We start from the raw sequence: 13,713 nt of genomic DNA, 5'->3' as shown, positions 1-13,713 counted from the left end.
TGTGCCGGGGGCCCAGGAGAGGTTCCGCGAGAGGTTCCCCGAGAGGTACGGAGAGAGAGGTTCTGCTGGTGATCAACGATCCGTCCACCCGCCCCGGCTACCTGGCCTGGCAGTTCGGGCAGGCCGCGTCCCAGCGCCTGGAGAAGGCCCTGCGCCCGCTCGATCTCAATCTGGCCCAGCTGCGCTGCCTCACCCAGGTGGGCCTGTTTCCCGGCATCTCCAGCGCCGAGGTCGCCCGGCGGGCGGGGCTGACCGCCCAGTCCATGGGCGCGGCCGTCACCGGGCTCATCAACCGGGACCTGGTCACCCGCAGCCCGCACCCGTCCAACCGGCGCATCCTGGAGCTACGGCTCAGCGAGGCGGGCCTGGACCTGGCCGACCAGGCCCAGGAGCTGGTCGAGGAGGTGCAGGAGAGGATGTTCGCGGTCCTGTCCGCCGAGGAACAGGCCACTGTGCAGGCCCTGCTCCAACGCCTGGTCCAGCACAACTTCCCCGAGGCCCTGCACGTCTTCGGCCCCGACGACAAGTGATCCGATCCGCGGCACTCCGTGGACGGTGCGCCGGAGGCGGGCTTGCCGGAAGCGCGGCACATCGCTACCAAGGAGGGGGCTCTGGTCGGCCAGTAGCGGGGGGCAAATATGACGGTACCGGACTTATCACCGCAGGCGGCGGACACCTCGACCGAGCAGGAGGCGGCGGAGGAGGAAGAAGAAGAAGACTACGGTCTCAGCTTCGGGTGGGACAGCGCCGACAAGCAGCTGGGCACCGCCTCGGTGGCGCGGATGTCGGCCCGGCTGCCGGGCCTGCTGCGGGAGACGTTCGCGCTGGGGTGGCGGGTGGACCGGCGGGCCGTGGTGGCGCTGCTGCTGTGCCAGGCCGCCGCCGGCACCGTACAGGCGTTCGGGCTGCTGGCCACCACCACGACCATCGGCGCGTTCATCGCCTCCGGCCAGATCGGCGCCCGGCTGCACGCGGCGCTGCCCTCACTGATCGTGCTGGCCGTGGCCGCGGTGGTGCGGGCGGTGCTGGGGGTGGCCGTGGTGGGCCTGTCGCGGCGGGTGGCCCCGCGGATCGGCGCCGAGGCCGAGCTGATGCTGCTGCAGGCCGTCTCCGGCACGGAACTGGTGGCCTACGAGCACGCCGGCTTCAACGACCGCGTCGACGCCGCCGAGCGCGGGGCCAACGGCGCACCCGACCTGGTCTCCGGCTCGCAGGACCTGCTGGCCGCCGCCGCGTCGCTGATCGCCGCATCGTTCGTGATCACCGTGCTGCATCCGGTCCTGCTCCCCCTGCTCGCGCTGGGGGTCGTGCCGCGCTGGGCCTCCGCGGTCCGCTCCCAGCGGCTGGAGTACACCTCCTACCAGGAGACCACCTCGGACCGGCGGATGATGGGCGTGCTGCGCTGGCACCTGATCGACAAGTACCCGGCCGACCAGGTCCGCGCCGGCACCATGGCCCCCTACCTGCTGAGCCGCTACCAGCACCACGCGGCCCGGGTGCGCGCCAGCGAGCAGCGGGCGGCGTGGCGCACCGCGAAGGTGGCGCTGGTGGGATCGGCCGTCGCCGGGGCGGCCTCGTTCCTGGTATGGGCCGGTCTGGTGTACCTGCTGGTGAGCGGCCGGATGTCGGTGGCCCACGCCGGGGCGGCGGTGGTGTCGCTGCAGGTGGTCAGCAACGCGCTGTGGGGCATGGTCGCGGCCGCGACCCGGCTCTTTCGCACCTCCCTCTACCTCTCGGACTGGCGGGCGTTCCTCACCGAGGCCGGCGGTCACAGCCTGCGGCGCGGCAGCGGGGTGCCGGCGGCGCCCGAGGTGGTGCGGGCCGAGCGGGTCAGCTACACCTACCCCGGCGCGGAGCGGCCGTCGCTGCGGGCGGTGGACTTCCGGGTGCGGCGGGGGGAGTTGGTGGCGCTGGTCGGGGAGAACGGCTCGGGCAAGACGACCCTGGCCAAGCTGCTGTCCGGGCTCCTGGTCGCCGAGAGCGGCCAGGTCACCTGGGACGGCCGCGATGTGACCGAACTGGACCCGCACGCGCTGTGGCGCAACCTCTCGTACGTACCGCAGCAGTACGCGAGGTTCCCCTTCACGGTGGAGGGCAACATCACCCTCGGCCAGCCGTACGAGGAGGGCGACGAGGCGGTCATGGCCGCGGCGAAGGCGGCCGGGGCGGACAGCGTGGTCACCAAGCTGCCCAAGGGGCTGCGGACGATGCTCGCCCGAGCCTTCTGGGGCGGCCAGGACCTGTCCGGGGGCGAATGGCAGCGCTTGGCGATCAGCAGGGCGTTCTACCGGAGGGGGTCGCTGCTGGTGATGGACGAGCCGACCAGTGCGCTGGACGCGCGCGGGGAGCACGCGGTGGTGTCCGCACTGCGGGAACTGGCCCGCGAGCGGGCCGTGGTACTGGTGACCCACCGGCTGTCGAACCTGGTGCTGGCGGACCGGATCGTGGTGCTGAAGGACGGCGAGATCCACGAGGAGGGCGACCTGACCTCACTGCTCAACGCCGGCGGCCTGCTGGCGGAGCTGTGGCAACTCCAACAGCACGCCGACAAGGCCCTCCTCCCCGACCAGCGCGAGCCACAGCCGTGACCGCATTTATCCTGTGACGATCACCGAGTAGGTCGGCGTTGCTGGCGCCGGTCGGGAAGGGACGCCTGTGCCCGACGAAGTGAATGACGACGGCGCCACGCGGGACGGCTCCTCAGGCTTTGACCCTGCGGGCATGCTCGAGCAGATCGAGGCTGCGACCGCGCAGGTGCTTCGGACGGCAGCGCGGCTCACCGACGCCGAGGTGCGTGAACCGTCGCTGCTGCCGGGCTGGTCACGGGGGCATGTCCTGACGCACCTGGCCCGCAACGCCGATGGCGGGCGGCATCTGCTGACCTGGGCCAGGACCGGGGTGGAGACGCCGGAGTATCCGAGCCTGGCAGCCCGGGACGAACAGATCGAGACGGGTGCGGGTCGCGGCGTCGGCGCACTCGTGGCCGACCTGCGCGACAGCGCGGCTCAATTCGCCGCGGAGTACCGGCGGATGACACCCGTGACGTGGAGTCGGACAGTGCGCTGGACTCGGGGGCAGCAGCATCCTGCGGCACGGGCCGCCGATTCCCGGCTGTGCGAGGTGGTGATCCACCATGTCGATCTGGACGCCGGCTACACGCCCGCGCAGTGGCCGGACGACTTCGTCCACGGCATGCTGGGCCGGGTGGTCGCGTCGTTCAACGCACGCGCCGATGCTCCTGCCATGAGGTTGCATGCCACTGACACCGACACCGACTCCTGGTACGACATCGGCAACGTGCGGTCGGCAGCAGTGATCCACGGCCCGAGAAGCTCACTTCTGGCCTGGCTGATGGGACGCCGTTCCCCAGGTGCTGACCTGATCGTGCAGGACGGTGCGGCACTGCCCCAGCCACCCTTCCTCTATTGACCGTCACCAATCTCTGAGCCCTCCTCTTCGTGCCAGAACCGCACACCCGACCAGTCCGGGTGTCCCTTCGCCTCCAGGAAGGCGTTGGGGGCGGTGTCCAGGTTCACCACCCTGCCGGGCTCGACGGTGCTGTGCTGTATCAATTCGGCGATGCGCGTGGCGATGCCGTTGACGACCCGCCGGTAGTCGCGACTGTTGCGGCCGTCGCGTCTACTCAGCGCGAGCAGGCCGTCCCGGACGTAGGAGGTCGGCAGATTCTGATTGGTGTACTGCAGTCGCTGGACGACTGGATGCATCCTCTCCGGCGGGACAGGTACCCAAATGACCGGTACCACCGCATGCGCGTCCTGCGGCACGGGCGGGCGGGTCACCACCCGGCGCTGGGTGAAGACCGACCACTCCTTGCCACACCACTCACTGTCGAAGAACGGCGTGGACACCAGCGGTACCAGGGAACGACAGTGGGCCAGATCGTAGGCCAACCGGCGCTGCCAGTCAGTGCCGAGGGGCATCTCCTGGTCGAAGCCGAGGGCTCTGCCCTGTTGGATCCTCGGGGCGAGGTAACCGAGCTCCTCGAAGAGGTCGTCGTGGAACTTCCGGATGGGCCCGGTATCGGCTCCCGCCCCGCGCACGGGGCGCGCATAGCTGAGCATGAAAGCCGGGGCCGGCAAGGGACTTGACCGACCTGCCTCCGGGGCCGCGCGTAGCGGTGACGACACCGGCTCCGCGACGGAGCCGGCGAGAGGGAGGGATTCGAGCCGGGGTTCCTGGCCGAGATGTCCGCCGATGAGGGTGGTGAATGTCGGATCGCTGACCAGTTCACTGATCGCGACCACCGGAAGCGAATCATCCCGTTCTGTTCTGGTCACGATGCCGATCAGGTGTTCCTGGAAGAAGACAGGCGCCCCAGAGAGTCCCGGCCAACGAGAGCCTCCAGGCGAGCCTGGCTCTGGCGATTGGCTTTGAACGTCGAACTCGAATCGTCCGCGGGTGCCCCGGGCGGTCAGGTTGCCTGTCAGATGCATCCCTTCGGGCGAGAGGAACGGAAAGCCGATGAGTTCGCATGGGCCGAGGGGTTGGGACCCCGTCCCCCGCCCCAAAGGGGTGGCGTGGCCAGGCCTGGGATGTCTGCTTCAGTCCTCAGAAGGGCAGCGTCGCGGGTGGGGTCGGTCCACAGGAGATGGGAGTCGATCCAGCCGCCTGCGGCCCCACCACCTCGTGCGCTGCGGATCCTTGCGGTGAAAAACCCGTCCGCCGAAATGGACTGGGGTGCAGCGGTGAGGATCAGGCGGGGGCCCAGTGCCAGGCCGGTCCCCAGGTGCACGGTTCCACTGCTTGTGGAGGACATCGGATGGGTCTGCTCGACCTCTACGATCCCGCGGTCGCTGCCGGCGCTACCCTGCCCCAACTGGGCAACCACGGCACCCAGGGCGACCGAAAGCAGCTCTGCGGCTCGGGTATCGGCCGAGTCCTGCACCAGGGACAGGGGCGGATCGATGCGGTGGGCCAGCGCAGGGGGCAGGCCCAGGGAGTTGGCGAAGTAGTCGCGTGCCCGGCGGAAGAGCGCGGTTCGTGTGGAGGAGTTGGTGGCCAGGGGTCTCAGGAGAGTGGTCCGGAAGGGAACGCCGAGCCCGCCGAGCCAGTGGTTGAATTCCTGCCACCAGGGCCCAGACTGACGTGCCATCAGCAGAACTCGGGCCGGACGGTCGTGCCCTTGGCGCAGGAACGGTTCGAGGAATGCCTGCAGAGTGGAGGTCGGCCATCGCTCGGCGTCGTCCACCACGAGCAGGGCGCGCTCTCTGACATCGATGAACTGTGCTGAAGCTTCGGTCAACTGACGTACGGTCCAACCGATCTGTCGGCTCAGTTCGACGAATTCGGCAGCCAGCCGGGTCTTGCCCTCTCCAGCAGCCCCGTACACCAGCTGGACAGAGACGCCGCTTCTTGACGGATCGTCACGCCATTCAGTCAGGTCGGCGAGTTCGGCCGTGCGGCCGATGAAGGGCAGTCCATGCTCGATCTCGGGGCCAGATCCCGCGTAACCCGGAAGGGCAGAGGAACGGGTGGCGCCGCCGGCCGGCGTGACCGGCTCCGGCAGCCCTGGTATCGGCCGCACAGATGCTTCCGGACCCGCGTCGTCGCGTCCGCCGGGCCTGTCAGAAACACCAGGCCTGTCAGAAACGCCGGGGATGCCGAGGAGTCGCCGGGTGGCGGAGGCGGCGAGTGCGAAGGGGCGGATCTGGGCCGGGAGTTCGGTGACGGCTCGGTCGTCGTGCAGAACGGCGGCCATGCCGTGGGGCGCATAGGGGTCGAGAGCAAGGTGACGGCTGAGGGCTCGCAGCGTCTGCCAGGCGTCGTACGTGGTCAGGTAGCTCCGCAGTCGGTCGCGCGCGGCGGCATGGAACGCCATCACCGGATCCTGCCCGGGGGCACGGGTGACGACCAGCAGCCCGCTGGTGAGCAGCTCCGCGAGGTCGGTGAGCTGGGCCTCGGGGACGGCCTGGTCGCGCAGCACATGGAGCAGCGGCAGGGTGATCTCGGGCAGGTCGGAGCACAGCACCGCCAGCCGCGCGGCCGGACCGGAGGCGGTCCGGAGGAAGGCGTCGGCGAGGACCGCGGCGTCGTCGACGGTGGTCGGACCGCCGGCGCGGGCGGGGACCGCGCCGGGGAGCCGCCCGGTGGCGGGGATCAGGACGGCGTCGCAGCCGTTCGGGTCCGCGCGCATCAGGGCCCGGGCCCAGGTGCTCAGGGAATGGGGGGTGAACGAGACGACCGGCAGCGCCTGCCACGGGCGGCGCGGGTCCACACCCCCTGCCGGGAGCCGGTGTCGCGCGGGAGGGCGGTGGCGCAGCACGCTGTTGCGTACGCCGGCCTGGGGAGCGGTGGTGCGCACGGCCGGCAGGTCGAGGGCGGAACGGCGCCACAGCCGCTGCGGCAGCGGGTTGATGAGGGCCACCGGAACCTGCCGGCCCCAGTCCGTCAGCATCTGCCACGGCCCCGGTTGCTGCCAGCCGCGGGCGGCGCAGTCGGAGACCACCAGGATCAGCCGGCGCCCGTGCGCACCGCTGCCGTGGTGGGGGGCGCGGTCGTCGGGCACCACGCTCCCCTGGTGGTCGAGGATCCGCGGCCGGCCGTCCGGCCACTCCAGGCGCCAGGTGTGCACGGCGCGGAAGGCTCCCAGGCCGCTGAGCAGGCCGGTCAGGGCGCGCGCGGTCTCCTCCCAGACGCTCATCGACAGCGACCCGTCCACCACCACGACGGTTTCGAACCAGGGCTCCGGAGCCGGGGAGAACAGCGGCACCAGCGGGCCGCCCCGGGCGTAGTGGTCCACGGTGGCGTCGATGTCCAGGCGGGTCCGGCTGCCGCGGCGCCACGCCCGCCGGAACGGCTGCAGTGCCCGGCCGAGGGCCAGGGCGTCAGGCAGTGGATCGCCGCGTCCCAGGGACAGCGCCGTGCCACGCACCCGGTTGGCGCCCTCCGGACCGCGGATGAAGACCGAGGCGCCGTCCGTACCGTCGGAGTTGCGAACCCCGTCCCCGGCCCGCTGCTCCGCAGAAGCCGTGCCTTCACGTCCGTCGTCCGCCTGGCCGGGGGCCGGGTGCCGGCCGTCCGCGTCGTCGGTCGTGGTGCGGGCGGCCGCCAGCCACAGGGCGTCGGCGAGGGTACGCGGGTCGGTACCGCTCGGCAGCACCTTGCTCAGCGCGGTCAGCAGCCGGTGCAACGAGTCAGGCACGGACGAGTCGGACACAGGAGAGTCAGGCGCGGACGAGTCAGGCACGGGAGAGCTCGCGCAGGAGCAGTTCGTGGAGGTCGGTGTACTGCTCTCCTTCGGGCGCCTGGTCGCCGGTGAGCAGAGCCACCGCGTTGAGGAGCTGGTCGACGGCGAGGTGGTCGCCATGGGCCACCAGGTCGAAGAACTCATCGATCAGTGTCTGGGCCTGCTCCCCCGGAGTGCGGTCGAAATGCGCCTCGACGATGTCCCGCAGCAGTTCCTTGGTGAGCGCGGGCATCCGGAAGCGGATGCACCGGCGCAGAAAGGCCGGGGGGAAGTCCCGCTCGCCGTTGCTGGTCAGGACGATGAAGGGGAACTGCGTGCACTGGATCCGACCGTGCTCGACCAGGTGCTCGCTCCGGCTGTCCCACTCCCGGATCCTGACCTTGGGACGCCGGTAGCGGACCAGCTCGGGAATCTCGAACTCGCCGCGCTCCAGGGCCTCCAGCAGGTCGCTGGGCAGGTCCAGGTCGCTCTTGTCCACCTCGTCGATGAGCAGCGCCCGGGGCCGGTCCGACGGCAGCAGGGCGGTGCCCAGCGGGCCGAGTTGCAGGAACGGGGCGATGTCGTCACGGCTGTGGTTGCGGTTCGAGCGCCCGCCGGGACGGCGGCCGGTCGCCGCGGCCTGCAGGTTCTGGGCATGGATGCGGCCCAGCGCGTCGTACCGGTACAGGGCCTCGGTGAGGGTGCTGTGGGAGGTGATGTGCCAGCGCAGCACCGAGCCCAGATCGAGCTCGTGGGCCACCTGCTCGATCACGGTGGACTTCCCCGACCCGGCCGGTCCGGTGACCAGGAGCGGGCGGCGCAGATACAGAGCGGCGTTGACCGCGTCGACCAGGCCCCGCGGTGGCTGGTACTGCCGGTGCTGCGGGGCACGGGGGAAGGTCCGCCACGGCGGTGGTTCGGCCAACGGGATCCGCCGCTGCTCGCCGTCGCCACGGTAGTACGGATTCCAGGTCACAGGTCCTCCTCGGGGGCTGTTACCACACGGTTCTCGAACGGGCGGCAGAACTCCAGCCAGGCCTCGTCGTGCCACACGGCGCGGATGTCGCCGAGCCCGGTCGGGTAGCCGGCGCCCTCCACCCAGCGGTCGCTGTAGGCGGTGGCGAAACCGTCGGGCAGCTCGTTCCAGTGCTGGCGCACCAGGGCCTGGAGCCGGCCGTCCAGGGGGAGGGCGTCGGCGCGCGGCCACAGGATGATCGGCATGTACGGGAGCAGCAGTTCCAGCAGCTCCTGCAGGTCCTCGGGGTGGTGGTCGACGCCGAGCGCCGCCGCGTACCGGCCGGCCATGAGGCTGCGTTCCAGGGCCGGCCGGTCCCGCAGGGTGGCCGCGGTGACCCAGTCCACCCGTACCGTGCCGCAGGCGCCCATGACCCGGAGCGCTTCGCGGGCGGCGTCATTGATCTCGGCGTTGCCGGGATCCAGCCGTCCGCTCCAGCGGGCGACGACGGTGCGCCGGTTCCCGAGGATGAAGTCGCGGCTCACCTTGGCCTCCTCGGGCTGCCACTGCGCCAGCAGATGGGCGGGCGCGGCCACGTCCACGTTCCGCAGCAGATCCGGAGCCGGGAGTTGACTCCGGGCCCAGGTCAGGGCCTTTCCGATGGCCTTCTCCGCACCCTTGCGGTCCGCGGGTTCACAGCGGAACTGCTTTTGCAGGGGCAGCGCCGAGCCGCCGCGCACCAGCCAGGCGTCCACCTCCTCGGGCCAGCCGGTCCAGGCGGCGGCCAGGCTGATCACCAGGCGCAGACTCCGCTGCTGCTGCCGCTGGGTGAACTCGGCCAGGGCGTCGTTGAATTCGGTGGTCAGCTGCAGTCGGCGGACCCACTCCCGCAGCCGGGCGTCCTGCCGGTCGAGCCCGGCCGTGTGGACGAGGGCGGCCACCAGCCGGGCCAGACCGCGCCAGGGCGAGGCGGTGTCCACGACCAGCGGGTCGCCCAGGGTGGCGTGCTCCAGCAGGTTCCGCAGCAGTGCCGCGCCCTCCGCCTCGATCGGGAAGTCGGCCAACCGCCCTGCGCTGCGCAGCAGTTCGCTGGTCAGGACGTCAGCCAGCAGGCCGTTGAGCACCTCAGTGGTGCGGGCGCACTCCAGCAGCGCGGTCACCACGTCGTCCACCCGGCCGCGCCAGTGCGGGTCGCTCTCCTCCCCCACCTGGCCGGTTCGGGCGAACTCCTGGAGTTCGACCAGCGCCGCGTGGGTCCAGCGCTCGGGCAGTTGGTCCTTTCCCCGCCACATCTCCACGGCCTGCCGCAGTGAATCCCGACCCAGCCGTCCCACCGCCTCGTTGCGGTTCCCGCCGATGTGGCGCGGGTTGCGGGCCAGCCACATGCCTTCCAGGGCGTACGGATCGTTGTCGTACTCGGCCCGGCCGACCACCTGGCCCTTGACCCTGGCGCGCAGGGAGTCGGTGAGCAGCTGGCCGACGTACAGCAGCGAGCCGGCTTCGGGGAGTCCCTGCCGCAGGATCTCGACGAGGGCGAAGGTCAGCGACATGTCGCGGGCCGGCTGATCGGCGGCGGCGGTCAGCACGCTCAGTCTGGTGCGGCCTCCGCGGATTCCGCCCGCGAGCCGGCCGCCGTCCGGTACCGCGCCTGCCGCACGGCAGGTGTCGACCAGGGCTATCACCCCTTCCAGGCCGGGCTCGTCGGCTGCCTCGGACAGCAACTGCCCGACATTGACCGCCGACATGGTGCTCTGATCGGTGGAATCGCGAACCATGAAGTACAGCTCGGTCTGCTGCGGTGTGGTGAACCCGTGGCCCAGGAACGCGACCACCAGGACGGCGTTGTCCGCCCTGGCCTGCCGTACCGCCTCCTTCACGGCCTTGCGGACGTCCTCGGGCTCCAGCTCCGAACTCACCAGCAGGGACGGGTGTTCACCTTCCCGGGCCAGGCACTGGCCCAGCGCCGGGCTGGTCAGTACGGCGTGCAGCGCTTCCGCCGCCCGCTCCAACTTTGCCAACGGACCCGCCTCCTGGCACTGGGCGGCCAGCACCAGGACATGCCGCGCCGGTCCACTCCTCACGTGCGCAGCGCCTCGACGACGGGGCCGGCCACATCCGACTGCCGCAGGTACTTGGTCGCGGTGTGCACCCACACCCCGTCGGAGTCCACCCGCTCCGTCACCGGTGCCACCCCGGACGCATTGGCCGACATCCACTTGTGCACCCGCGGGCGCGCGACGACGAGGTCGTCCCGGTCCCAGAAGTTCAGCCACCGCTGGACCGACTCCGGGGTGCACGGCGGTTTCGGTCGCACCCGCGGCAGCACCGCCGTGCCGGTCGCCAGCGGCGATCCCAGGGTCACCAGGAGCCGCACCGGGCCGTCATAGCCGTGCAGGGCCTCGAACGCCACCACTGTTCCGAGCGAATGCGCCACCACCACCAGGGGACGGCTAGGATCCACCGCCTCCAGCACCCGCGCCCGTATCCGCGCGTCCAGAGTCTGCCCGCTGTCGTCCACCCCGGCCCGGTCCAAATAGCGTCCCACCTGGGACAGTTGGCCGAGCAGGGACCGACTGCCGGCCCACTGGGCGGCCTGTCGGAGTCCGGGGATCTGCAGCACGGTGGTCAGGACATTGCCGAGGACCCGGAGCGGCTCCAGGGCCCCCTGCAACTCACCATCCGCACCGGGTAACTGGATCCGCGCGTCGTCGAGGACGAGCAGGGTGCGCCGGTCTCCCCGTTCCTCGGCCTGGCGGCCGAGTTCATCGATCGCCTCCCGTACCAGCGCGTCCAGAAACGCGACTTGTTCGTCCCCGAGGTCCTCGGCGTCGGGGCCCTGGGCTCCCCGGGAGACGAACAGGTCGCTGTAGTCCGCGAATCGGATGTCCGCCAACCAGCCCTGGGTCAGGCCGGACACGGCATCGGCGTGTCCGGCCCGCCGTGCGCCGTCGGCCAGGGCCTCCACCCAGGCGCGGCACTCCTGCCGGGCATCCCGTACGCCGCCGATGCCGTGCACAAAAACCAGCTGAGACTTGTCCGCCCCGTTCATCCCGCCCCCTGTAGCGCCCCCTGCAACGCCCCGGCAACTCTAGCCCTGCGCGGAGAAACGGAACAGGACAATCCCGGAAATAGCGCTTAAGTGGGCCGAGTTGAGCGGCCCGGCGTCAGTAGGCCGGCGTCAGTAGGCCGGCGTCAGTGGGCCAGGGTCAGTGGGCCAGGGTCGGGGTCACCGCGCCTGCCTCGTCCGCGTCCGCTTCGCTGCCCGGGCCGACCGCGCCGTGGCCGCCCCGCTGCGGACGGGCGTTGACCAGCAGCGCCGCGGACAGTCCGGCCAGGGCGAGCAGACCGGCCGCGACCCAGTAGGCCTGAGTGAAGCCGTGGACCATGGCGCTCGACTTCAGCATCGCCGCGTCGGCCGCCGAATGGACGCCCGCCGCATGCGACTTGGCGTAGTCGGCGGTGGCGCTGTTGGCGATGGTGCTGAGCAGCGAGGTGCCGATGGCGCCGCCGACCTGCTGCGACGTGCTGACCATGGCCGAGGCGACCCCGGCGTCCTGGCCCTTCACGCCGAGCGTGGCCAGGTTCATGGCGGGCATGAACACCAGGCCCATGCCGAAACCGAGCATCAGCAGCGCGGGCAGCACATGCGTCGGGTAGGAGCCGGACGGCTTGATCTGGGTCAGGATGAGCATGGCGCCCGCCGCGATGAACGCGCCCGGGGCCATCAGGAACCGCGCGGGGACCTTCGGCAGCAGCCGGACCGCGACCTGGGTGGCGCCGAGCATCATCCCGACGACCATCGGCAGGAAGGCGAACCCGCTGGTCACCGGGCTGTAGCCGAGGACCACCTGGAGGTAGTAGGTGAGGAACAGGAATGCGCCGAACATGCCCACCACCGAGATGCCGATGGTGAGGTACGCGCCACCGCGGTTGCGGTCCAGCACCACCCGCAGCGGCAGCAGCGGAGCCTTGGTACGGGACTGCACCACCACGAAAGCCGCGAGCAGCAGCACGGCCGCGCCGATGAAGCCCAGCGTGGTGGTCGAGCTCCAGCCGTCCGACTCGGCCTTGTTGAAGCCGTAGACCAGGGACGCGAGGCCGGCGCCGGCCAGCACGATGCCGGGGATGTCCAGGCGGGTGGTCTGCCGGGCGCCCGGCGGCTCCTTGATCTCGAACACCGCGCCGGCCACGGCGATCGCGGCGATGATCACGTTGACGTAGAGGGTCCAGCGCCAGTTGGCGTACTCGGTGAGCAGGCCGCCGAGGATCAGGCCGATCGCCGCGCCACCACCGGAGATGGCACCGTAGATGCCGAAGGCCTTGGCCCGCTCCTTCGGCTGGGTGAACATCACCGTCAGCAGCGAGAGCGCCGCCGGGGCGAGGACGGCGCCGAACGCGCCCTGCAGCGCGCGGGCGCCCAGCAGCATGCTGGTGTTCACCGCGGCGCCGCCCAGGGCGGAGGCCCCGGCGAATCCGATCAGGCCGATCATGAAGGCGCGGCGGCGCCCCCAGCGGTCCGAGATGCGGCCGCCGAACAGCAGCAGGCCGCCGAACGCCAGCGCGTAGGCCGTGACGACCCACTGCCGGTTGGCGTCGGAGATGCCCAGGTCGCGCTGCGCTGACGGGAGGGCGATGTTAACGATGGTGCCGTCGAGGACGACCATCAGCTGCGCCAGCGCGATGAAGGCCAGGGCCCTCCATCGCCTGGGATCCAGAGCGGGTATCGCGTCGTCGGTCATGGTGTGCGTTGCCTTGTCTCGATCGTGTGGTGCGGGGTCTGGTTCATGCGGGGGGGCGGGTGCCCCTGCGGGAGAGGTCAGCGGGCTCGCAGGCCGTCGACGATGAGGTCGCAGATCGCCGCGAAGCGGTCCTCGACCCCGTCCCGGCGCCAGTCGGCCACATGGGCGGGGTGGTGGTAGGCGGTGGCCGCCTCGAAGACGGCCAGCGCCGTCGCGTCCAGGTCGGGCGCGGTGAAGTCACCGCCGGCAATGCCGTCGGCGACGATGCCGCGCACCTGTCCGACCAGTCCGGCGAGGTGCTCGGCGATCACCTCGCTGTACTCGGACACCAGTACCCGGTAGGTGGCCAGGAGTTCCGGGTCGTCGAGGGCCTTCGCCCGCTTGATGGCGAACAGCGCGTTCAGCCAGGCCCGCAGTCGCTCCGGCGGGCGCAGCGTGGTGTCGGCCGCGACTGCCGCGAGACTGGCGTACGAGCGGGCGGCCCAGCGCCGGGTGACGGCCTCGCGCAGCGCGGACTTCGAGGGAAAGTGCCGGTAGACGGCGGCATGGCTCACCCCGAGCGCACGTGCCACGTCCACCACGGTGGCCTTGGCCGGCCCGTAGCGGCGCAGCACCTCCTCGGTGGCCGCCAGGATCGTCTCGGCGTCCAGCGCCGTCCCCGTGGCCATCAGCGTTCACTGTCCATGGGGACTACGGTACGCCGATGGGTTACACATTTCAAAATCTGTAACCCCACCGACCATGACACAGCCGGGGGGCGTGCCGCAGCACGGGAGCGGGCACGCTGCGCTTCCGTGCGCCGCCCCGGGAATCCGCGAAGCCGGTCTGCCCGG

General features: G+C 71.1%; 10 protein-coding genes. 3 read left to right on the top strand and 7 right to left on the bottom strand.

Going from position 1 to position 13,713, the window contains the following annotated elements:
* Nucleotides 1-68 precede the first annotated feature (68 nt).
* The 3 genes from ACXKR8_RS38170 (at nt 69) to ACXKR8_RS38160 (ending at nt 3,429) form a co-directional block, all read left to right on the top strand.
* Complete coding sequence (locus ACXKR8_RS38170; protein WP_458269120.1) at nt 69-530, top strand: MarR family winged helix-turn-helix transcriptional regulator; 462 nt, start codon at nt 69-71, stop codon at nt 528-530.
* 108 nt (nt 531-638) lie between these two features.
* Nucleotides 639-2,588 carry an ABC transporter ATP-binding protein gene (locus tag ACXKR8_RS38165; protein WP_458269119.1) on the top strand — a complete coding sequence of 650 codons (1,950 nt, stop codon included), beginning with the start codon at nt 639-641 and terminating at the stop codon, nt 2,586-2,588.
* Nucleotides 2,589-2,721: 133 nt separating this feature from the next.
* A complete protein-coding gene (locus ACXKR8_RS38160; RefSeq protein WP_458269118.1) occupies nt 2,722-3,429 on the top strand; it encodes a maleylpyruvate isomerase family mycothiol-dependent enzyme in 708 nt (235 codons plus the stop codon).
* On the opposite strand, the gene ACXKR8_RS38155 is transcribed toward ACXKR8_RS38160, so the two are convergent.
* From ACXKR8_RS38155 to ACXKR8_RS38125, 7 genes are all read right to left on the bottom strand, one after another.
* Nucleotides 3,423-4,298 carry a TIR-like protein FxsC gene (locus ACXKR8_RS38155; protein WP_462100001.1) on the bottom strand — a complete coding sequence of 292 codons (876 nt, stop codon included), beginning with the start codon at nt 4,296-4,298 and terminating at the stop codon, nt 3,423-3,425. The genes ACXKR8_RS38160 and ACXKR8_RS38155 overlap by 7 nt on opposite strands.
* A 146-nt stretch (nt 4,299-4,444) precedes the next feature.
* Nucleotides 4,445-7,162, bottom strand: a complete 2,718-nt coding sequence (locus ACXKR8_RS38150) for an SAV_2336 N-terminal domain-related protein (RefSeq protein WP_462100000.1) — start codon at nt 7,160-7,162, stop codon at nt 4,445-4,447.
* A 37-nt stretch (nt 7,163-7,199) separates the two neighbouring features.
* Entirely contained in the window at nt 7,200-8,162 is a 963-nt protein-coding gene (locus ACXKR8_RS38145; protein ID WP_458269116.1) for an AAA family ATPase, read from the bottom strand.
* Nucleotides 8,159-10,159: a vWA-MoxR associated conflict system protein gene (locus tag ACXKR8_RS38140; RefSeq protein ID WP_458269115.1), complete on the bottom strand. Its 2,001-nt coding sequence runs from the start codon at nt 10,157-10,159 to the stop codon at nt 8,159-8,161. Before ACXKR8_RS38140 ends, ACXKR8_RS38145 begins: the two co-directional genes overlap by 4 nt.
* A 59-nt stretch (nt 10,160-10,218) precedes the next feature.
* Complete coding sequence (locus ACXKR8_RS38135; RefSeq protein ID WP_458269114.1) at nt 10,219-11,190, bottom strand: esterase/lipase family protein; 972 nt, start codon at nt 11,188-11,190, stop codon at nt 10,219-10,221.
* Between the two features lie 157 nt (nt 11,191-11,347).
* On the bottom strand, nt 11,348-12,880 hold the full coding sequence (locus ACXKR8_RS38130) for an MFS transporter (RefSeq protein ID WP_458269113.1): 1,533 nt from the start codon (nt 12,878-12,880) through the stop codon (nt 11,348-11,350).
* A gap of 77 nt (nt 12,881-12,957) precedes the next feature.
* Nucleotides 12,958-13,551: a TetR family transcriptional regulator gene (locus ACXKR8_RS38125; RefSeq protein ID WP_458275197.1), complete on the bottom strand. Its 594-nt coding sequence runs from the start codon at nt 13,549-13,551 to the stop codon at nt 12,958-12,960.
* Nucleotides 13,552-13,713 lie beyond the last annotated feature (162 nt).

The organism is Streptacidiphilus sp. PAMC 29251, assembly GCF_054208735.2.
Note: the sequence above shows the minus strand (reverse complement) of the source record. Positions and strands in the feature narration are given on the sequence as shown.

Excerpts from the sequence above, each read along its gene's own strand:
- ACXKR8_RS38165 (WP_458269119.1), top strand. The coding sequence starts at position 639 with ATGACGGTACCGGACTTATCACCGCAGGCGGCGGACACCTCGACCGAG.
- ACXKR8_RS38160 (WP_458269118.1), top strand. The coding sequence starts at position 2,722 with ATGCTCGAGCAGATCGAGGCTGCGACCGCGCAGGTGCTTCGGACGGCA.
- ACXKR8_RS38135 (WP_458269114.1), bottom strand. The coding sequence starts at position 11,190 with ATGAACGGGGCGGACAAGTCTCAGCTGGTTTTTGTGCACGGCATCGGC.
- ACXKR8_RS38130 (WP_458269113.1), bottom strand. The coding sequence starts at position 12,880 with ATGACCGACGACGCGATACCCGCTCTGGATCCCAGGCGATGGAGGGCC.